The sequence below is a fragment of the Micrococcus sp. SL257 genome (genome assembly GCF_026625585.1).
Taxonomy (GTDB): domain Bacteria; phylum Actinomycetota; class Actinomycetes; order Actinomycetales; family Micrococcaceae; genus Micrococcus; species Micrococcus luteus.
The window spans coordinates 1,383,738-1,402,678 of record NZ_CP113053.1 but is presented as its reverse complement, the minus strand read 5'-3'; the positions used below and the strand labels follow the sequence as shown (position 1 = coordinate 1,402,678).

Here is an 18,941-nt window from a genome sequence, read left to right as displayed (position 1 = left end):
TCAGTCCCCGTCGTCGGTGGACGGACGGCCGGGTCCGTCCTCCTGTGCAGGAGCGGACCCGCCGCCGGCGTCCCGCGCGGCGAGGTACGCCTCGACGGCGGAGGCGAGTTCGTCGCCGTCGGGCAGGCCCTGCTCGGTCTCCAGCAGCGACCGCTCCTGGTCCTCGGCGTTCTGGTCGTAGTTGCGCTCCAGGCCGGCGATCATCTGCTGGATCTCCCCGGACCCGGAGACCTGGCGCTCCAGCTCGGCCTCGATGTCCCGCGAGGCGTCTCGCAGGTCGTCCGAGGGCAGCATGAGCCCCATGGCGGCCCCCGCGTACTCGAGCGCGGCCACGGCCGCCTGGGGGAAGGACGCCTCGGCCACGTAGTGCGGCACATGGACGGTGTAGCCCGCCGTCGGCAGGTCCGCCTCCTCGGCGCGCAGCTCCAGCATCTGCAGCAGCCCCGCGACGATGTCCGCCTGCGGGCTCCAGGTGGACAGCCCCTCGACGGCCTCGGCGCGGGACCCGTGGGTCGTGACCCCGAGCCGCCGCGTGTGCGGCACGGGCAGCGGGGCCGCGTCGAGGAACGTGAGCGAGTCCACCTCCCACTCCTGCGCGAGGCCGAGCACGGCCTCCGTCACCGCCTGCCACCGGAAGTCCGGCTCGGGGCCGGACAGCAGCAGGAAGGGGTGGCCGAGCAGGTCCTCGACCAGCTGCACCTCGAGCGCGGGCAGGCGCAGATCGCGGTAGCGGTCCCGGTCGAACCGGAGCCGGGGACGCCGGGCGCGGTAGTCGAACATCGAGTCGACGTCGAAGGAGACGACGGTCCGATGGGTCAGGTGCTCATGCAGGGCGGCCCGCACCTGCCGAGCGACCCGGCCCGCGTCCATGTGCCCGGTCAGGGCCACGAGCATGCCCAGGCCGGGGGGCACGGGCGCCCCCTCATGACGGGTGTACAGCGGCGCGGCGTCCTGCACGTCTCGTTCCCCTTCCGGTGGTCTGTCTGCGGGAGAGCCGTCCCCGCCGCCCGGATGGCGACGGACGCGGATCCCTCCCTGTCCTCTGGCGTCAGTCAACCACGGCACGGCACACTCCTATTCCGCGCCCGCGCGCCCTGGACGGGCGCGCGAGCCCTCTGGCTAGGATGACGCGGGACGGCCCGGCCCACCCCGCCGGGCGCATCCCCCCACCCCCGGAAGAGAGGCCCGTCCGTGATCACCCTGGACCGCCCGACCCTGACCGCCTGTGCCCTGGAGGACCTGACCGCCTCCGCCCTCGTGGTGGGGGTGGGCACCGGCCCGGACGGCCCCGTGCTCCTGACGGACGCGCTGCCGGCCGAGGCGGCCACCGCCCTCGAGGCCTCGTTCGAGCTGCTGGGCGTGCGGGGCGCCGAGGACGAGATCCACCGCCTCCCGGGCCTGGGCGGCGTGCCGGTGCCGCTGCTGGTCCTGGCCGGCGTCGGCGGTCTGGACGACGACGGCGAGGCCGCGGACGAGTCCCTGCGCCGCGCCGCCGGGGCTGCCATGCGCTCCCTGGCCGGCACCGACGCCGTGGCCCTGGCCCTGCCGGCCGACACCCCGGCCCGACTGGCCGCCGTCGCCGAGGGCGCCGTCCTGGGCGCGTACGCCTTCACCGCCCAGAAGTCCGAGCGCGCCCGCGCCGAGACGGACACGTCCCGTCCCGTCCGCGAGGTCGAGGTCGTCACCCCGCTCGCCGCCGCGGACGCCGACCCCGTGCTGCGCCGGGCCGCCGTCGTGGGCGACGCGGTCTGCGCCGTGCGCGACCTGGTGAACACGGCCCCCTCGCACCTCTACCCGGCCACGTTCGCGGACGCCGTCGCGGAGGACCTCGCGGACTCGTCCGTGAGCGTGGACGTGTGGGACGAGGACCGCCTGCGCGCCGAAGGCTTCGGCGGCATCCTCGCGATCGGCCAGGGCTCCTCCCGCCCGCCGCGGCTCGTGCGCATCGAGCACGCGCCGGCCGACGCCGCCGCGCACATCGCGCTGGTGGGCAAGGGCATCACCTTCGACACGGGCGGCATCTCGCTGAAGCCCGCCGCCTCGATGATGACGATGAAGTCGGACATGGCCGGCGCCGCCACCGTCTTCGCCGTCGTGCGCGCCGCCGCGGCCCTGGACGTCCCTGTGAAGGTGACCGGCTGGCTGGCGCTGGCCGAGAACATGCCCTCGGGCACCGCCATCCGCCCGTCCGACGTCATCACGATGTACGGCGGCAAGACCGTGGAGGTGATGAACACGGACGCCGAGGGCCGCGTCGTCATGGCCGACGCCCTCGTGGCGGCCACCGACGAGCGCCCCGACGCGGTGCTCGACGTGGCCACCCTCACCGGCGCCCAGCTGGTCGCCCTCGGCGTGCGCCACACGGGCGTCATGGGTGACGACGCGCTGCGCGACGAGGTCGTCGCCGCGGCCGACGCCGCCGGGGAGCTCGCGTGGGGCATGCCTCTGCCGGAGCAGCTGCGCGCTTCGCTCAATTCGCGCGTCGCGGACATCTCCAACATGGGCGACCGCTTCGGCGGCATGATGACCGCCGCCACCTTCCTGTGCGAATTCGTCGACGCCGGACGGCCGGAGGGCGACGCCGCCGCGCGGACCCCCTGGGCCCACCTCGACATCGCCGGTCCCTCCTTCAACGAGTCGGCCGCGTACGGCTACACCCCGCAGGACGCCACCGGCGTGATGGTGCGGACCCTGTTGGGTCTCATCGAGGGGCGTGCCCGGTAAGGTTGGTCCCGATGTCCACCGCATCCCCGGCCGCGCGGCCCGCCGCCGACGGCCGGGGGTGGCGGTGACGCACCACCACCACGATCCACCGACCCCAGCACCAAGGAGCAACACCGTGGCCGACAAGGCAACCGCTCAGGAATTCGACGTCCTCGTCCTCGGCGGTGGCTCCGCCGGGTACGCCGCAGCCCTGCGTTCCGTGCAGTACGGCAAGTCCGTCGCCCTCGTGGAGAAGTCCAAGGTCGGCGGCACCTGCCTGCACTGGGGCTGCATCCCCACGAAGGCCTACCTGCACGCCGCCGAGGTGGCCGATGAGACCCGCAACGCCGCCAAGTTCGGCGTCAACGCGACCCTCGAGTCCGTGGACATGGCGAAGGTGCGCGACTACAAGGACGGCATCGTCGCCGGCAAGCACAAGGGCCTGGCCGGCCTGCTGAAGATGCGCAAGGTCCAGGTCATCGAGGGCGAGGGCAAGCTCGTCTCGAAGAACGAGGTCGAGGTCGACGGCACCCGTTACACGGCGGAGAACATCGTGCTGGCCTCCGGCTCCGTGGCCAAGACCATGGGCCTGCCCATCTCCAAGAAGATCATGACCTCCACGGAGGCCCTCGAGCTGGACTACACCCCGAAGTCGGCCATCGTGCTCGGCGGCGGTGTCATCGGCTCCGAGTTCGCGTCCCTGTGGAACTCCTTCGGCGTCGACGTCACCATCATCGAGGGCCTGAAGACCCTGGTCCCCAACGAGGACCCGGCGATCATCAAGGTCCTCGAGCGCGAGTTCAGGAAGAAGGGCATCAAGACCAACCTGGGCACGTTCTTCGACAAGGTCGAGGAGACCGACTCGGGCGTCAAGGTGACCCTCGCGGACGGCAAGGAGTTCGAGGCCGAGGTCTGCCTCGTCGCCGTCGGCCGCGGCCCGAACACCGAGGGCCTCGGCTACGAGGAGCAGGGCGTCAAGATGGACCGCGGCTTCGTCCTCACCGACGAGCGCCTGCACACCGGCGTCGGCAACATCTACGCCGTGGGCGACATCGTCCCCGGTCTGCAGCTGGCTCACCGCGGCTTCCAGCAGGGCATCTTCGTGGCCGAGGAGATCGCCGGCAACAAGCCGATGGTCGTCGAGGACATCAACATCCCGAAGGTCACCTTCACCGAGCCGGAGATCATGTCCGTGGGCTACACCCAGCCCAAGGCGGAGGAGAAGTTCGGCAAGGACAACGTCGAGGTCGCCGAGTACAACCTGGCCGGCAACGGCAAGTCCTCGATCCTCGGCACCGGCGGCATCATCAAGATGATCCGCCAGAAGAACGGCCCGATCGTGGGCGTGCACGGCATCGGCAAGCGCATCGGCGAGCAGATCGGCGAGGCGCAGCTCATCGTGAACTGGGAGGCCTACCCCGAGGACGTCGCCCAGTTCGTGCACGCGCACCCCACGCAGAACGAGGCCCTGGGCGAGGCCGCCATGGCCCTGTTCGGCCACCCGCTGCACAGCTGACCCACCGCACTGACCATCCCGGGTCCGTGCGTCGGGCCCACCTCGCAACCCCGGGTGGGCGCCCCCGGCGCCCACCCCTCATGAGGAGCATCGGAACCATGTCTGAAACCGTGAACCTGCCCGCCCTGGGCGAATCCGTCACCGAGGGCACCGTGACCCGCTGGCTCAAGGCCGTCGGCGACGAGGTCGCCGTCGACGAGCCCCTGGTGGAGGTCTCCACCGACAAGGTCGACACCGAGATCCCGTCCCCCGTGGCCGGCGTGCTCGAGGAGATCCTGGTCGAGGAGGACGACACGGTCGAGGTCGGCGCCCCGCTGGCCACGATCGGCGACGGCTCCGGCGGCGGCTCCGCCGACGCGTCGGAGGACGACGCCGCGGCCGAGGAGCCCGCCGTCGAGGAGGCGCAGCAGGACGACGCCCAGCAGCAGCCCGCAGGCGAGCCGGCCCCGGAGGAGCGCGCCTCCACCGACCAGGGCTCGGACGAGGCCCCGTCGGCCGGCGGCGAGGCCTCCGAGGTCACCCTGCCCGCGCTGGGCGAGTCCGTGACCGAGGGCACCGTGACCCGCTGGCTGAAGTCCGTCGGCGACGAGGTCGAGGTCGACGAGCCGCTGCTCGAGGTCTCCACCGACAAGGTCGACACCGAGATCCCCTCCCCCGTGGCGGGCACCCTCCTGGAGATCCGTGCGGAGGAGGACGACACCGTCGAGGTGGGCGCCATCCTCGCGCTCGTCGGCTCCGGCTCCGCCGGCGGCGGCTCCGCCCCGTCGGAGGGCTCCTCCGGTCAGGACGAGGCGTCCGCCGATGAGATCGAGGACAAGGCGACCGAGGCCGAGGCCCCCGAGGAGACCGAGGAGGCCGCCGAGGCCGCCGGGGCCGCCGGGGCCGAGAAGTCGGAGGAGACGCCCGAGGCGTCCCCGTCCGAGGAGGCCTCCCGGCGCGAGTCCGCTGAGCGCGACTCCGCGCAGGGCGAGTCCGCCGAGGCGCCCGCCGCCACCGAGCCCGGCCAGGGCTACGTGACCCCGCTGGTGCGCCGCCTGGCCCACCAGAACAACGTGGACCTGTCCACGGTCCGCGGCACGGGCGTCGGCGGCCGCATCCGCAAGCAGGACGTGCTCGCCGCCGCGCTGGCCTCGCAGGCCGCCGCGGGCGGGTCCGAGGCTCCGGCCGAGCAGGCCTCCGAGGCTGCCGCCCCGTCGTCGGCCCCGGCCGCTGCGTCCGCCCCGGCCGCTGCGTCCGCCCCGGCCGCGAGCTCCTCCGTGGACCCCTCGGTCCGCGGCGAGGTGGAGAAGGCGCCGCGCATCCGCCAGGTCATCGCCCAGCGCATGCGCGAGTCCCTCGACCTGTCCACCCAGCTGACCCAGGTGCACGAGGTGGACGTCACCCGCATCGTGCAGCTGCGCAAGAAGGCCAAGGCCTCCTTCCAGCAGCAGGCCGGCGTGAACCTGACGTACCTGCCGTTCATCACGAAGGCCGTCGCCGAGGCCCTCAAGCAGCACCCCAAGCTGAACGCGTCGTTCTCCGAGGACAACAAGGAGATCACGTACCACGCGTCCGAGGACATCGCGATCGCCGTGGACACGGAGAAGGGGCTGCTGGTGCCCGTCATCAAGGACGCCGGCTCCCTGAACCTGACGGGCCTCGCCCAGAAGATCGCCGATGTGGCCGAGCGCACCCGCACGAACAAGATCTCGCCGGACGAGCTCTCGGGCGGCACGTTCTCGATCACGAACATCGGCTCCGTGGGCGCGCTGTTCGACACGCCGATCATCAACCAGCCGCAGGTCGCGATCCTGGGCACCGGTGCGATCGTCAAGCGCCCCATGGTGGTGACCGACGCGGACGGCAACGACTCGATCGCCATCCGCCACATGATGTACCTGTCCCTGACCTACGACCACCGCCTGGTGGACGGGGCCGACGCGGGCCGCTTCCTGACGACGCTGCGTCAGCGTCTCGAGGGCGGTCAGTTCGCCGACGAGCTTGGTCTCTGACGGAAAGGGAGAAGGACTGTGGATATCCTGCACAGCATCCTGGTGGCCGTGCACATCGTGTCCGCCGCAGCGATCGTGGGCGGTTGGTTCGCGCACTTCCGCAACCCGACCGTCACCACCTCGCAGTGGTGGGGCTCCGTGGGCATGATCGTCTCCGGCGTGGTGCTTTTCGGCCTCGCCATGAGCGGGGAGCCGAACCACATGAAGCTGGGCGTCAAGTTCCTGATCGGCGTCATCGTCTTCGTGGCCGCCCTGATCGGCCGCCGCAAGTCCAACCGCGGGGAGGTCGTGCCCACGGGCCTGGCCCACGCGGTGGGCGGTCTGGGCCTGGTGAACATCCTGGTCGCCGTCCTCTGGCAGTGATCAGCCCAGGCGGCTGACGCCGCACCACGCCGCGGGCCCCGGGGAGCTTCTCCCCGGGGCCCGCGGCGTCCCCCCGTCTGGACCGCCGGCCTCCGGCGCTGGATCCGGGCCCGGGGTCAGCGCGGATCGACGGTCTCGACCCGCCACGTCCGACCCGCCGCGCCGCCGTCCCGCCCCTCGGGGCCCTCTCCGTGGCCGCTGCGCAGGACCAGCACGACCTCCTCGGCCGTCGCCTCCCGATGCGCCGCCACGCGTCCCGCGCGGTCCAGCACGGTGTGGGCCGACGTCCGGAGCACGGCGTCGACACGCAGCGCGTCGTCCCCGGCCCGCCGGGCGGGACCGGCCTGCTCCACCGTCACCTCGAGGCCGGAGAAGGCGAACCCCTCGTCCGTCAGCCGGCGCAGCAGATCCCGGTCGTTCTCCCACGCCGGTCCCCCAGGCACGGCGTAGGCGTCCAGTCGCGCGGGCTCCGGGTCGGTGAGCGCGGCCGTCCGTGCGTGGCCGACCGCGGCCAGCGTTTCGCCCACGTCGACGGCGTCCTCCCCGGCGGCGTCCTCCCCGGGGGCACCCGTGTCCGGCACCCTCGCCGGCGCCCCGCTCTCCCGCGTCCCGTCCGCCGGGCCCGCCGCGTCCACCGCGGTGCCGGCCGGCACCGCGCCCGCCGGCTCCGGCGCCCCCTCCGCTGCCGAGCCCGGAGCCGCCGGCCACCACAGCCCCACGGTGCCACCGCCCACGGCCAGCGCGGTGGCCAGCCCTGCGGCCAGGAGGACGCCCCGGCGTGGCGCCGCCCCCCGTCGGCGCGCGAGCGCGCGCCGTCCCGGACCCGCGCGTCGTCGGCGTCGCCGCGTGGGCCCGGAGCCCGGCAGCACCGTGGGCAGCAGGTGCGCCACCTCGGCGGGGGCGGCCTCTCCGAGCGGGACCGGCTCGGGCCGGGCCGTCGCATACACGGCGGCGGCGGCCTCCTCCGCGCTCGGCCGCGCCGCCGGGTCCGGGGAGAGCGCCGCATCGAGCAGCAGCGCGAGCTCGGGGGATGCTTCGGGAACCAGGACGGGCAGCGGCGCCCGATGCCCGGCGGCCCCCGGCGCGCGACCGGTGAGCGCGTACCAGCCCAGGGCGGCCCACGCATGGACGTCACTCGGCGCCCCCACCGCCGGAGACGCCCCCGGTTCCGCCCCGGCCCCCTGCACCGCGGCGAGCGCCTCGGGGGCCGCGAAGCCCGGCGTCGCCCCGGCCCCCGACGCCCCGCCGACCACCCGGGCGACGCCGAGGTCGGCGAGGGCCGGGCTGCCGTCGACGCCGAACAGGACGTTCGCCGGGGACACGTCGCCGTGCACCACCCCCTCGCGGTGCAGGCACGCGAGAGCCTGGGCGATCGGGACGAGCACGGTGACGGCCTGCCCCGGGCTCAGGGGTCCGACCCGCTGCACCATGTCCTGCAGCGTGCCGGCCGCGCGGTGCTCGGTGAGGACCCCGAGGCCCCGGTCCGTCTCCACCACGCCGAGCACGCGCAGCAGATGGGGATGCGCGACCCGTCCGGCCTGCGCCTCCGCCGCCAGCGCATCCGGCGCCGCACCGGCACGGGGCACCTTCAGGGCGGCCCGGACGCCCCGACCGTCCTCGACGAGCCAGACCTCCGCCTGGGCGCCCGCGCCGAGCAGCCGGACGGGTTCCCAGCCCGGGGCGCGCGGCGCAGCCGTGCCCGGCTCCGACGACCTCTCCGGTTCGGTCTCCGGCCCGCCGCCGACGCGTCCGGCCGCGCCGCCGTCCGCCTCGTCCCAGTCCCGCATCGGTCTCCCCTCTCCGCCGCGCCGTCCGTTCCAGCCCAGGGTGCCGCATGTCCCCGAGCGTCACGGCGGTTGTCCACAGGTCCGGGCCCGAGGACTACAGTGGACGTCATGCCCGAGACACCCCTGCCGCCCCTGCGCGTGCTCGGCCTGGCGCCCGACCTGGTGGACTACCACGCCGCCTGGGACGCCCAGCGCGCCCTGCACGCGGACGTCGTCGCCGGCCGCTCCGACGGCGAATTCCTCCTCCTGGAGCACGAAGCCGTCTACACGGCCGGTCGCCGCACCGAGGACGCCGAGCGCCCCACGGACGGCGCCCCCGTCGTGGACGTGGACCGCGGCGGCAAGATCACATGGCACGGGCCGGGCCAGCTGGTCGGCTACCCCGTGGTCCGGCTGCGCGACCGTGCCCACGTCAAGGACTACGTCTGGTTCCTCGAGGAGCTGCTGATCCGCACCGCCGCCGAGTTCGGCGTCACGGCCGTCCGCGTGGACGGGCGGGCAGGCATCTGGGTCCTCGCGGACCGGGACGACGACGGCACGGCCCGCCCGGACCGCAAGGTCGGCGCCATCGGCCTGTCCATCCACGACGGCGTCTCGATGCACGGCTTCGCACTGAACTGCTCCAACTCCCTGGCCCCCTACGAGGGCATCATCGCGTGCGGCATCACGGACGCCGCCACCACCACCCTGTCGGTCGAGACGGGCCGGACCATCACCCCGGCCGACGTCGTGCCGGTGCTCACCCGTCATCTGGACGAGCTCGGGCCTGCGTACATCGCCGTCACCCCCACGGAAGGAATCCCCGCATGAGCCTCGCCCCCGAAGGACGCCGCCTGCTGCGCGTGGAGGCGCGCAACGCCGAGGTGCCCGTCGAGCGCAAGCCCGAGTGGATCAAGGCCAAGGTCCACATGGGCCCCGAGTACATCGGCCTGAAGAACAAGGTCAAGTCCGCCGGCCTGCACACCGTGTGCGAGGAGGCCGGCTGCCCCAACATCTTCGAGTGCTGGGAGGACCGCGAGGCCACGTTCCTCATCGGCGGCGACATCTGCACCCGCCGGTGTGACTTCTGCGACATCACCTCCGGCAAGCCGCGCCCCCTGGACATGGAGGAGCCGCAGAAGGTCGCCGAGAACATCCGCGAGATGGACCTGCGGTACGCCACCGTCACGGGCGTGGCCCGTGACGACCAGAAGGACGGCGCGGCGTGGCTCTACGCGGAGACCATCCGCCGCATCCACGCGCTCAACCCGGGGACCGGCGTCGAGATCCTGCCGCCGGACTTCGGCGCGGTGCCGGAGCTCGTCCAGCAGGTGTTCGACGCGCGGCCCGAGGTGTTCGCGCACAACCTGGAGACGGTGCCGCGCATCTTCAAGCGCATCCGCCCGGCCTTCACGTACGAGAAGTCCCTCCGGGTGCTCACGATGGCCAAGGCCGACGGGCTCGTGACCAAGTCCAACCTCATCCTCGGCATGGGCGAGGAGGACCACGAGATCGACCAGGCCCTGGTGGACCTGCACGAGGCCGGCTGCGACATCATCACCATCACGCAGTACGTGCGGCCCTCGAAGCTGCACCACCCCATCGACCGCTGGGTGAAGCCGCAGGAGTTCGTCCAGTGGTCCCAGCGCGCCGAGGAGATCGGTTTCCAGGGCGTCATGGCGGGCCCGCTGGTGCGCTCGTCGTACCGCGCGGGCAAGCTCTATGCGCAGGCCATGCAGCGCCTCGGCCGGACCCTGCCGGAGAACCTGGCGCACCTGGCCGGGGAGAAGACCGCCCGCCAGGAGGCCTCCGCCGTCGTCGCCCAGATGTCCTGAGCCGCCCGACTAGACTGGACCCCGTCATGACGAAGAACAGCCAGCCCCCCGCGTCCTCCTCCGGCTCCACCTCCGCCACGCTCAAGGAGGTCAAGGCCATGCAGCGCGAGCGTCGCCTCCGCGAGAAGGAGCAGGCGAAGGCCCAGCGCCGGGACAAGCGCGCCACGAAGGGCCCGGGCGTGATCTCCCAGCTCAAGCAGGCCTACGCCATGACCAAGGCGCACGACCCCAAGGTCGGACTGTGGATGCTGCTGGCCTTCCTGGGCGCCCTGGTCGTCGGCCTCGTCATCGGCCTCCTGCTGGACAACTGGATCACGTGGCTGCTCATCGCGATCCCGTTCGGTGTGCTCGCCGCCGTCGTCATCCTGAACCGGAAGGCGCGCCGCGCCGGGTTCGCCCAGCTCGAGGGCCGCCCCGGCGCCGCCGGCGCCGCGCTCTCCACGCTGGGCCGCGGCTGGATCGTGTCCGAGCAGCCGGCCGCCGTGAACCCGAAGACCCAGGACCTCGTCTACCGCGCCGTGGGCCGGCCGGGCGTCGTGCTGGTGACGGAGGGCCCCTCCCCCCGCGTCGCCGCGCTGGTGGTCAAGGAGGAGAAGGCCATGCGCCGCTTCCTGCCCGGCGTGCCCGTCACCGTGGTGGAGTCCGGCAACGGTCAGGGCCAGGTCCCGCTGCACGAGCTGCCCGGCACGCTCAAGGGCATGAAGAAGGCCCTCACGGCGCAGGAGGTCCAGGCCGTGGACAAGCGTCTGACCGCGCTCAACACCAACCGGCTGCCCATCCCCAAGGGCGTCGACCCGAACAAGGTGCGCCCGAGCCGGCGCGCCATGCGCGGCCGCTGAGCGCCGACGCACCCGCGCGAAAGGGGGCGCCCCGCCGAGGATTCGGCGGGGCGCCCCCCTTTCGTCGTGTCCGGCCTCGCGTCGAGTCGGATCCGGCGTCGTCCGGCGCGGGCCGGTGCGCTCACATGCGGATCTCGACGGTGCCGGCGACCTTGTCGTGCATGCCGCGGCCGTCCGGGCCGACGACGACGGCCGGCAGCACGAGGCACAGCAGCGCCGTGCGCACCACCACGCGGTGCACGGGGGCGGTCCGGCCGCCGAGGCGCACCACCTGGGTGCGGCACACGGCCTTGCCCACGGTGGTGGCCAGCAGGGTGATGCCCAGGATGTGCATGGTGGCGAAGACCATCAGGGTGGCGATCGCGTCGGAGTCGAAGAGCAGCCAGGACACGCCCAGGGCCAGGAACCAGTCGATCACGAGGGCGACGGCGCGGCGGGCCGCAGTGGCCATCGAGGTCGGGCCGTGCTCGGGGAGGCCCAGCAGGTCCCCCGGCCAGCGGCCGCCGGCCAGGCCGCCGCCCGGACCGTCCACCCAGCCGGCGAGGTCGCGCCGGGTGATCAGCGGCTCGTCGCGGCGGGTCGGTTCGGGCTCTTGCGCGGGGTCGGGTGCTCTGCGTGCCACCGGCCCAGCCTACCGGCGCGGAACCGCGAGGCTCGCCGTGGGGCGTCACCGACGCCCACGGAGGCCGCCGGGCAAGTAGGGTGATGACACCCGCCACGCCAGCGCCGCCGTGCCGGACATGCCACCATCGTCACGACCACAGGAGCGCACCATGTTCACCTCCCCCGCGGACGTCCTCGCGTACATCAAGGATGAGGGGATCGAGTTCGTCGACGTCCGCTTCACCGACCTCCCCGGCATGCAGCACCACTTCAACGTGCCCGCCTCGAGCGTCGACGAGGACTTCTTCGTCACGGGCCAGCTCTTCGACGGCTCCTCGATCCGGGGCTTCGCCGGCATCGCCGAGTCCGACATGCAGCTCATCCCGGACGTCGCGACGGCCTTCGTGGACCCCTTCCGGGTCCGCAAGACCCTCACGATGAACTTCTCCATCGTGAACCCCCGCACCGGCGAGCCCTACCTGCGCGACCCGCGCGGCGTGGCCCAGCGCGCGGAGGCCTACCTGAGCTCCTCCGGCATCGCCGACACGGCGTTCTTCGCCCCCGAGGCCGAGTTCTTCATCTTCGAGGACGTCCGCTACGAGTCCTCCCCCCGCGGCTCGTTCTACGCCGTGGACTCGGACGAGGCCTGGTGGAACGCCTCCCGCGAGGACGAGGGCGGCAACCTGAGCCACAAGACCGGCCTCAAGGGCGGCTACTTCCCCGTCTCCCCCACGGACAAGCAGGCCGACCTGCGCGACGAGATCTGCTCGGTCCTGGCCGAGGTCGGCCTCGAGGTAGAGCGCTCCCACCACGAGGTGGGCGCCGCGGGCCAGGCGGAGATCAACTACCGCTTCAACACGCTGACCCACTCGGCGGACGACCTGCAGAAGTTCAAGTACGTCGTCAAGAACGTCGCCAACATGTTCGGCAAGTCCGCGACCTTCATGCCCAAGCCCGTCTTCGGCGACAACGGCTCCGGCATGCACTGCCACCAGTCCCTGTGGAACGGCGGCGAGCCGCTGTTCTTCGACGAGAAGGGCTACGCGAACCTCTCGGACACCGCCCGCTGGTACATCGGCGGCCTGCTGAAGCACGCCTCCGCGGTCCTGGCCTTCACCAACCCCACGGTGAACTCCTACCGCCGCCTGGTGCCGGGCTTCGAGGCCCCCGTGAACATGGTTTACTCGCAGGGCAACCGCTCGGCGGGCATCCGCATCCCGATCACCGGCTCCAACCCGAAGGCCAAGCGCATCGAGTTCCGCGCCCCGGACGCCTCGGGCAACCCGTACCTCGCGTTCGCCGCGCAGCTGATGGCCGGCCTGGACGGCATCCGCAACCGCATCGAGCCGGCCGAGCCGATCGACAAGGACCTCTACGAGCTGCCGGCCGAGGAGGCCGCCGACATCCAGAAGGCACCCGCCACCCTGGACGAGGCCCTGAACGCCCTCGAGGAGGACCACGAGTTCCTCCTGGCCGGCGACGTGTTCACCGAGGAGCTGATCGAGACCTGGATCGCGTACAAGCGCGAGATGGAGATCGCCCCGCTGGCCCTGCGCCCGAACCCCTACGAGTTCGAGCTGTACTACTCGGTCTGATCCGCCCGCCGCGGCCCCGACGACGGCCGTTCGTCTCCCACGCCGGAGGCGGGCGGCCGTCGTCGTGCCCGGCCGCGGAATAGTCCGGGGCCGGTGGGCGCTGGATCTGTGGAGACCTCCGCCTGGCCGGGCGGCCCGCAGACCAGGAGCACCATGACCGAGCACACCGCCCCCACCCCCCTGCCGCTGTCCCTGCTGGACCTCGCCCTCGTCCGCGACGGCGCCCCGATGGGCGAAGCCTTCGCCGAATCCGTGGAGCAGGCCCGCGTCGCCGAGGCCGCCGGCTTCCGGCGCGTCTGGTACGCGGAGCACCACAACATGCCCTCCATCGCCTCCTCCGCCACGGCCGTACTCATCGCGCACGTGGCCGCGCACACCGACTCGATCCGCCTCGGCTCCGGCGGCGTCATGCTGCCCAACCACTCGCCGCTGGTGATCGCCGAGCAGTTCGGCACCCTGGCCGAGCTGCACCCCGGCCGCATCGACCTGGGCCTGGGTCGCGCCCCCGGCACCGACCAGCGGACGCTGCAGGCGCTGCGCCGGGATCCGTCGGCGGCCGAGCGCTTCCCGCAGGACGTGCTCGAGCTGCAGGGCTACCTCACCGGCCAGAGCCTGATCCCCGGCATCGACGCCTACCCCGGCAAGGGCACCAACGTGCCGCTGTACATCCTCGGCTCCTCGGCGTTCGGCGCCCAGCTGGCCGCGCAGCTCGGCCTGGGCTACGCGTTCGCGAGCCACTTCGCACCGCAGATGCTCGAGCATGCGGCGCGCCTGTACCGGGAGCACTTCGAGCCCTCCGAGGCCCTCGCGGAGCCGCACTTCATCGCGGCGGCCAACGTGATCGCCGCGGACACCGAGGAGGTGGCCGAGCGGGAGTGGCAGGCCGCGCAGCGGGCGCGCATCCGGATGATGCTCGGCCGGGGCCGCACCCTCACCGACGACGAGGTCGAGATGCTGCTGCACTCCCCCGCCGGTCAGCAGGTGCTCGGGATGCTCGAGTGCACGGCCGTGGGCACCGGCCCGACGACGGCGGCGTGGCTGCACGACTTCGCGGCGCGGGTCCAGGCGGACGAGCTGATCATCACGACGGCGGCCCAGGACGCCGGCGTGCGGCGACGCACCCTGGAGCTGCTCGGGGAGCACGTCGTGCGCGCCTGAGCCGGCGCTCGTGACACCGGAGCACGGCCGGCCCGCCACCCCGTCGAGGTGGCGGGCCGGCGTCGTTCAGAGCCCGTAGAACCGGGTCTCGAACACCTGACGGGCCAGGCGGGTCACCCGCAGGTAGCGCTCCTCGAGCTCCCCGCCGGTCGTGCCCACCCCGCTGAGGCGGGCCACGGCCTCGAGGTCGCGCATGTTCGTGGGCAGCACGTCCGAGACCTTGCCCGTCCACAGCAGCAGGGCGGCGCGGATCCGGGTGGCCAGCAGCCACGCCTCCTCCAGCACGGCGACCTCGGCCTCGGGCAGCAGCCCGTGCCGGGCGATCGCCCGCAGGGCCGGCAGCGTGCCGGTGACCCGCAGGTCCTCGACCTCTCCCGCGTGGCGCAGCTGCAGGGACTGCACCAGCCACTCCACGTCCGAGAGCCCGCCGCGGCCGAGCTTGACGTGCCGGGAGGGGTCCGCGCCGCGGGGCAGGCGCTCGGCCTCCACACGGGCCTTGATGCGCCGGATCTCCCGCGCGTCCGCGGTGGTCAGGTCCCCGGCGTAGCGGACCCCGTCGGCCCACCGCCGGAAGTCGGTGGCCAGGTCGTCGTCGCCGGCCAGGGGCCGGGCGCGCAGCAGCGCCTGACGCTCCCACATCTCCGCCCAGCGCCCGTAGTACTCCCGGTACGAGTCCAGGGTGCGCACGAGCGGCCCCTGGCGCCCCTCGGGGCGCAGGTCGGCGTCCACCTCGAGCGGCCGCTCGCCGGGCAGCGGCGGGGTCGCGGGGCGGTGCAGCAGGGACATCAGCGTCCGCACGACCTCCTCGGCCTGCTCGCGCGCCCGCCCCTCGTCGACGCCGGGGCGTGGCCGGTGCACGAACAGGGCGTCGAGGTCCGAGCCGTAGGTGATCTCCCGGCCGCCCTGGCGGCCCATGGCCACCACGAGCACGTCGGTGAGCGGGTCGGCGTCCCCGACGACGGCGCGCGAGGCCACGCGCAGGGCGCCGACGACGGTGATCTGGTCGATGTCCGACAGGGCCCCGGTGACGGCCTCGAGGTCCAGCAGCCCCGAGATGTCCGCCAGGGCCACGCGCAGGGTCTCGCTGCGGCGCACCTGCCGCACGTGGCGGACGGCGGCCGGGGCCTCCTGCGCGGCCACGCGGCGGTCGAGCCGCGCGTCGACCTGGCGCCAGAGCTGTATGGCGCCCCGGGGGTCGAGCTCCCGGTCGTCCCCCACCCAGGCCACGGCCTCGGGCGAGTGCTCGAGCAGGTCCCCCACGAACCGGGAGCCGGACAGGACCAGGCACAGCCGCCGGGCGGCGTCCGAGGAGTCGCGGAGCATCCGCAGATACCAGGCCGTGCCGCCGAGCGACTCGGAGAGCCGGCGGAAGGCGAGCAGGCCGCCGTCGGGGTCGGCGCCCCGCGCGAACCACCCGAGCATGGCCGGCAGCAGCTGCCGCTGGACCGCGGCCCGGCGCGAGACGCCCTGCGTGAGGGCCTCGATGTGCCGCAGGGCGCCCTGCGGGTCGCGGTAGCCCAGCGCCGCCAGGCGGTCGCGGACGGCCTCCGCGGACAGCCGCACGTCCTCGGCGGACAGGGCGGCCGTCGTCGACAGCAGCGGCCGGTAGAACACGGTCTCGTGGAGACCGCGCACGGCGCGGCGCACGCGCGTGAACTCGGCCTGGAGGTCCTCGCCGGTGGCGGGGCCCCGGTCGGCGGCGCCGCGCATCGACCGGGCGACGACGCGGCGGGCCTCTTCCTTGACCGGCATCAGGTGGGTGCGCCGCAGGTGCACGAGCTGGATGCGGTGCTCGAGGGTGCGCAGCCACCGGTAGTGCTCGTCGAACGCCCGCGCGTCTCGCGTGGTGACGTAGGAGGCGGCGTGCAGCGCCCGCACCGCGTCGAGCGTGCCGCGCACCCGCAGCGACTCGTCCGCACGGCCGTGCACGAGCTGGAGCAGCTGGGCCGTGAACTCGACGTCGCGCAGGCCGCCGGGCCCGAGCTTGATCTCCCGCTCGCGCTCCGCGGGGGCGAGGGTGTCCAGGACCCGGGCGCGCATGGCCCGGACGGACTCGACGAACCCGTCGCGCGCGGAGGACTCCCACACCCGGGTCCAGATCTCCGCGATGTAGCGCTCGCCGAGCTGTGGCGAGCCCGCGATGGGGCGGGCCTTGAGCAGGGCCTGGAACTCCCAGCCGTGGGCCCAGCGGCGGTAGTACTCGGCGTGGGACTCCACGGTGCGGCTCAGGGCGCCGTCCTTGCCCTCGGGACGCAGGTTGGCGTCGACTTCCCACAGTCCCGGCTCGGGGGCCGCGCCCTGGATCACGCGGCCGATGCCCGCGGCCAGCTCGGCCGCGAGCGCGGCGGCGCGCGGCCCGTCCGGGACCTCGGCGTCGGGGTCCGCGCCGTCCGCGGCCTCGCGGACGGCGTGGGCGAACACGACGTCCACGTCTGAGACGTAGTTGAGTTCGCCGGCGCCGCACTTGCCCATGCCGATCACGGCGAGGTCCACGCGGTCCACCACGGGGCCCTCCCGCTCGGTGAGGACGGCCCGTGAGACGGCGAGCGCCGCGTCCACGGTGGCGCCGGCCAGGTCCGCGAGCCAGCGGCCCACCGAGGGCATGGCCGCCGTGGGCTCGGCGGAGTCGAGGTCGCGCAGGGCGATCGCGGCCAGCTGGCGGCGGTAGGCGCGGCGCAAGGCGACGGCGGCGTCCTTGCCGGTGACGGCCGCGAGGGGGCGGTCGGCGTCCGGGTCGGCGCCCACCGAGTCCAGGAGCAGGCGGCGCAGGGCGGCGGACGCATCACCCCAGGGCTCGCCGGCGGTCGGGTCGGGCTGGGCGAGGGCGGGCGCGGTGGCGGCGGCCGCGTCCGGGTCGAGGACGAGGTCCAGTTGCTCGGGACGGCGGATGAGGAACTCGCCGAGGGCCTCGGAGGCGCCGAGCAGCCGCAGCAGGCGGGCCGTCGTCTCGGGGTCCCGGAGGGCGTGGTGGACGCGGGGCTCGCGCTCGGCCAGGCGCACCCACAGCAGCAGGGCCCGGTCGGGATCGGCGGCGTGGCCGAGGAGCTCGACGAGGGGACGCACGTCCACGCCCTCGAACTCGGGCGAGGTGAGCAGCGTCTGCACGCGGCCGGCGTCGGCGACGCCGGCGTGCGCGAGGGTGCGGCGGTCCGGGGCGTCGGCGGTCGCCGCGTCGGGCAGGGCGGACACGGCCGGCGCCTCAGAGGCCGGAGAGGTAGCGCCGCAGCTCGTACGGCGTGACCTCCACCCGGTAGTCGTCCCATTCCTGGCGCTTGTTGCGCAGCAGGGCGTCGAAGACGTGCTCGCCCAGCACGGATGCCACGAACTCGGACTCCTCGGCGGCGCGCAGGGCGTCGTGCAGGGTGCCGGGCAGGGGGACATGGCCGAGCACGCGCCGCTCGTGGGTGGTCAACGCGCTGATGTCCTCGGCGGCGGCCTCGGGCACCTCGTAGCCCTCCTCGATGCCCTTGAGTCCGGCCGCGATCAGCAGGGCGTAGGCGAGGTACGGGTTGGCCGAGGCGTCGATGCCGCGGTACTCGATGCGGGCCGAGCCGGCCTTGTCCGGCTTGTACAGGGGAACGCGCACGAGGGCGGAACGGTTGTTGTGCCCCCACGAGGTGTACGACGGGGCCTCTCCCCCGCCCCAGAGACGCTTGTAGGAGTTGACGAACTGGTGGGTCACCGCGGTGATCTCCACGGAGTGGCGCAGCAGGCCCGCGATGAACCGGCGGCCCGTGACGGAGAGCCGGAACTCGTCCGTGGGGTCGTAGAACGCGTTCGCGTCGCCCTCGAAGAGGGAGAAGTGGGTGTGCATGCCGGAGCCCGGGTGGTGGGAGAACGGCTTGGGCATGAACGTGGCGTAGGTGCCCTGGGCGGCGGCGACCTCCTTGACGACGGTCCGGAACGTCATCACGTTGTCCGCCGTCGTGAGCGCGTCCGCCGCGCGCAGGTCGATCTCGTTCTGGCCGGGGCCGTTCTCGTGGTGGCTGAACTCGACGGAGATGCCCATGCCCTCGAGGAGGCTGACGGCGTCGCGGCGGAAGTCGGCCGCGTCGGAGCCGGGCACGTTGTCGAAGTAGCCCGCGCGGTCCACGGGCACCGGCTCCCCGTCCGGGCCGGGCTGGTCCGACTGCAGGAGGTAGAACTCGATCTCCGGGTGGGTGAAGCACGTGAAGCCCTGGTCCGCGGCCCGGTCCAGCACGCGGCGCAGCACGTGCCGCGGGTCGGCGGGGGCGGGCCGGCCGTCCGGGGTGAGCACGTCGCAGAACATCCGGGAGCTCTGTCCCTGGTCGCCGCGCCAGGGCAGGATCTGGAAGGTCGAGGGATCGGGCTGCAGCAGCATGTCCGACTCGGAGATGCGGGTGTATCCGTCGATCGAGGAGCCGTCGAAGCCCAGGCCCTCCGTGAAGGCGTTCTCCACCTCGGCCGGAGACAGGGCCACCGACTTCAGCGTACCGATCACGTCCGTGAACCAGAGCCTGACGAACCTGACGTCCCGGTCCTCGATGGTGCGGAGCACGTAGTCCTGCTGTCGATCCATGCCGCCACTCTAGACGCGCCGCGTAGACTCCG

14 protein-coding genes are annotated in these 18,941 nt (G+C 73.5%); 9 read left to right on the top strand and 5 right to left on the bottom strand.

Annotation, left to right across the window (positions count from 1 at the left end):
- On the bottom strand, positions 1 to 957 hold the full coding sequence (locus tag OVA32_RS06525; protein WP_036384622.1) for a PAC2 family protein: 957 nt from the start codon (positions 955 to 957) through the stop codon (positions 1 to 3).
- 234 nt (positions 958 to 1,191) lie between these two features.
- Between OVA32_RS06525 and OVA32_RS06520 the strand changes: the two genes are divergently transcribed.
- The 4 genes from OVA32_RS06520 (at position 1,192) to OVA32_RS06505 (ending at position 6,573) form a co-directional block, all read left to right on the top strand.
- The gene (locus OVA32_RS06520) at positions 1,192 to 2,724 is read left to right on the top strand and encodes a leucyl aminopeptidase (protein WP_069941362.1); all 1,533 of its coding nucleotides are present in this window, start codon (positions 1,192 to 1,194) and stop codon (positions 2,722 to 2,724) included.
- Positions 2,725 to 2,839: 115 nt separating this feature from the next.
- On the top strand, positions 2,840 to 4,219 hold the full coding sequence (lpdA, locus tag OVA32_RS06515) for a dihydrolipoyl dehydrogenase (protein ID WP_069941363.1): 1,380 nt from the start codon (positions 2,840 to 2,842) through the stop codon (positions 4,217 to 4,219).
- Between the two features lie 98 nt (positions 4,220 to 4,317).
- Positions 4,318 to 6,210, top strand: coding sequence for a 2-oxoglutarate dehydrogenase, E2 component, dihydrolipoamide succinyltransferase (gene sucB, locus OVA32_RS06510; protein WP_069941364.1), 1,893 nt, complete (start codon positions 4,318 to 4,320; stop codon positions 6,208 to 6,210).
- Between the two features lie 18 nt (positions 6,211 to 6,228).
- Positions 6,229 to 6,573, top strand: coding sequence for a hypothetical protein (locus OVA32_RS06505; protein WP_010078527.1), 345 nt, complete (start codon positions 6,229 to 6,231; stop codon positions 6,571 to 6,573).
- 116 nt (positions 6,574 to 6,689) lie between these two features.
- Here the strand turns inward: OVA32_RS06505 and OVA32_RS06500 are convergent, their stop codons facing one another.
- A complete protein-coding gene (locus tag OVA32_RS06500) occupies positions 6,690 to 8,360 on the bottom strand; it encodes a serine/threonine-protein kinase (protein ID WP_063189717.1) in 1,671 nt (556 codons plus the stop codon).
- A gap of 108 nt (positions 8,361 to 8,468) precedes the next feature.
- Between OVA32_RS06500 and lipB the strand changes: the two genes are divergently transcribed.
- Genes lipB through OVA32_RS06485 form a run of 3 tightly spaced genes read left to right on the top strand, consistent with a single transcriptional unit; the run spans position 8,469 to position 11,013 of the window.
- Complete coding sequence (lipB, locus tag OVA32_RS06495) at positions 8,469 to 9,170, top strand: lipoyl(octanoyl) transferase LipB (RefSeq protein ID WP_036314221.1); 702 nt, start codon at positions 8,469 to 8,471, stop codon at positions 9,168 to 9,170.
- Positions 9,167 to 10,174: a lipoyl synthase gene (gene lipA / locus OVA32_RS06490; RefSeq protein WP_036383060.1), complete on the top strand. Its 1,008-nt coding sequence runs from the start codon at positions 9,167 to 9,169 to the stop codon at positions 10,172 to 10,174. Before lipB ends, lipA begins: the two co-directional genes overlap by 4 nt.
- A gap of 26 nt (positions 10,175 to 10,200) precedes the next feature.
- Positions 10,201 to 11,013: a DUF4191 domain-containing protein gene (locus tag OVA32_RS06485; protein ID WP_036314203.1), complete on the top strand. Its 813-nt coding sequence runs from the start codon at positions 10,201 to 10,203 to the stop codon at positions 11,011 to 11,013.
- Positions 11,014 to 11,134: 121 nt separating this feature from the next.
- On the opposite strand, the gene OVA32_RS06480 is transcribed toward OVA32_RS06485, so the two are convergent.
- Positions 11,135 to 11,635 (bottom strand): RDD family protein, encoded by a 501-nt coding sequence (locus tag OVA32_RS06480; protein ID WP_049146950.1) that lies wholly within the window; start codon positions 11,633 to 11,635, stop codon positions 11,135 to 11,137.
- A gap of 151 nt (positions 11,636 to 11,786) precedes the next feature.
- On the opposite strand from OVA32_RS06480, the gene glnA (OVA32_RS06475) reads away from it, so the two are divergent.
- Positions 11,787 to 13,211 carry a type I glutamate--ammonia ligase gene (glnA, locus tag OVA32_RS06475; RefSeq protein WP_036314201.1) on the top strand — a complete coding sequence of 475 codons (1,425 nt, stop codon included), beginning with the start codon at positions 11,787 to 11,789 and terminating at the stop codon, positions 13,209 to 13,211.
- 153 nt (positions 13,212 to 13,364) lie between these two features.
- Positions 13,365 to 14,369: an LLM class flavin-dependent oxidoreductase gene (locus OVA32_RS06470; protein WP_036314199.1), complete on the top strand. Its 1,005-nt coding sequence runs from the start codon at positions 13,365 to 13,367 to the stop codon at positions 14,367 to 14,369.
- A gap of 66 nt (positions 14,370 to 14,435) precedes the next feature.
- On the opposite strand, the gene OVA32_RS06465 is transcribed toward OVA32_RS06470, so the two are convergent.
- Complete coding sequence (locus tag OVA32_RS06465; RefSeq protein WP_267713715.1) at positions 14,436 to 17,558, bottom strand: bifunctional [glutamine synthetase] adenylyltransferase/[glutamine synthetase]-adenylyl-L-tyrosine phosphorylase; 3,123 nt, start codon at positions 17,556 to 17,558, stop codon at positions 14,436 to 14,438.
- 10 nt (positions 17,559 to 17,568) lie between these two features.
- Positions 17,569 to 18,909, bottom strand: coding sequence for a type I glutamate--ammonia ligase (glnA, locus tag OVA32_RS06460; RefSeq protein ID WP_210078875.1), 1,341 nt, complete (start codon positions 18,907 to 18,909; stop codon positions 17,569 to 17,571).
- Between the last annotated feature and the right edge of the window lie 32 nt (positions 18,910 to 18,941).

What these genes read in the sequence shown, in the direction of transcription:
- sucB (WP_069941364.1), top strand. Translation starts at nt 4,318, where the DNA reads ATGTCTGAAACCGTGAACCTGCCCGCCCTGGGCGAATCCGTCACCGAG.
- OVA32_RS06500 (WP_063189717.1), bottom strand. Translation starts at nt 8,360, where the DNA reads ATGCGGGACTGGGACGAGGCGGACGGCGGCGCGGCCGGACGCGTCGGC.
- lipB (WP_036314221.1), top strand. Translation starts at nt 8,469, where the DNA reads ATGCCCGAGACACCCCTGCCGCCCCTGCGCGTGCTCGGCCTGGCGCCC.
- lipA (WP_036383060.1), top strand. Translation starts at nt 9,167, where the DNA reads ATGAGCCTCGCCCCCGAAGGACGCCGCCTGCTGCGCGTGGAGGCGCGC.
- OVA32_RS06485 (WP_036314203.1), top strand. Translation starts at nt 10,201, where the DNA reads ATGACGAAGAACAGCCAGCCCCCCGCGTCCTCCTCCGGCTCCACCTCC.
- glnA (WP_036314201.1), top strand. Translation starts at nt 11,787, where the DNA reads ATGTTCACCTCCCCCGCGGACGTCCTCGCGTACATCAAGGATGAGGGG.
- OVA32_RS06470 (WP_036314199.1), top strand. Translation starts at nt 13,365, where the DNA reads ATGACCGAGCACACCGCCCCCACCCCCCTGCCGCTGTCCCTGCTGGAC.
- glnA (WP_210078875.1), bottom strand. Translation starts at nt 18,909, where the DNA reads ATGGATCGACAGCAGGACTACGTGCTCCGCACCATCGAGGACCGGGAC.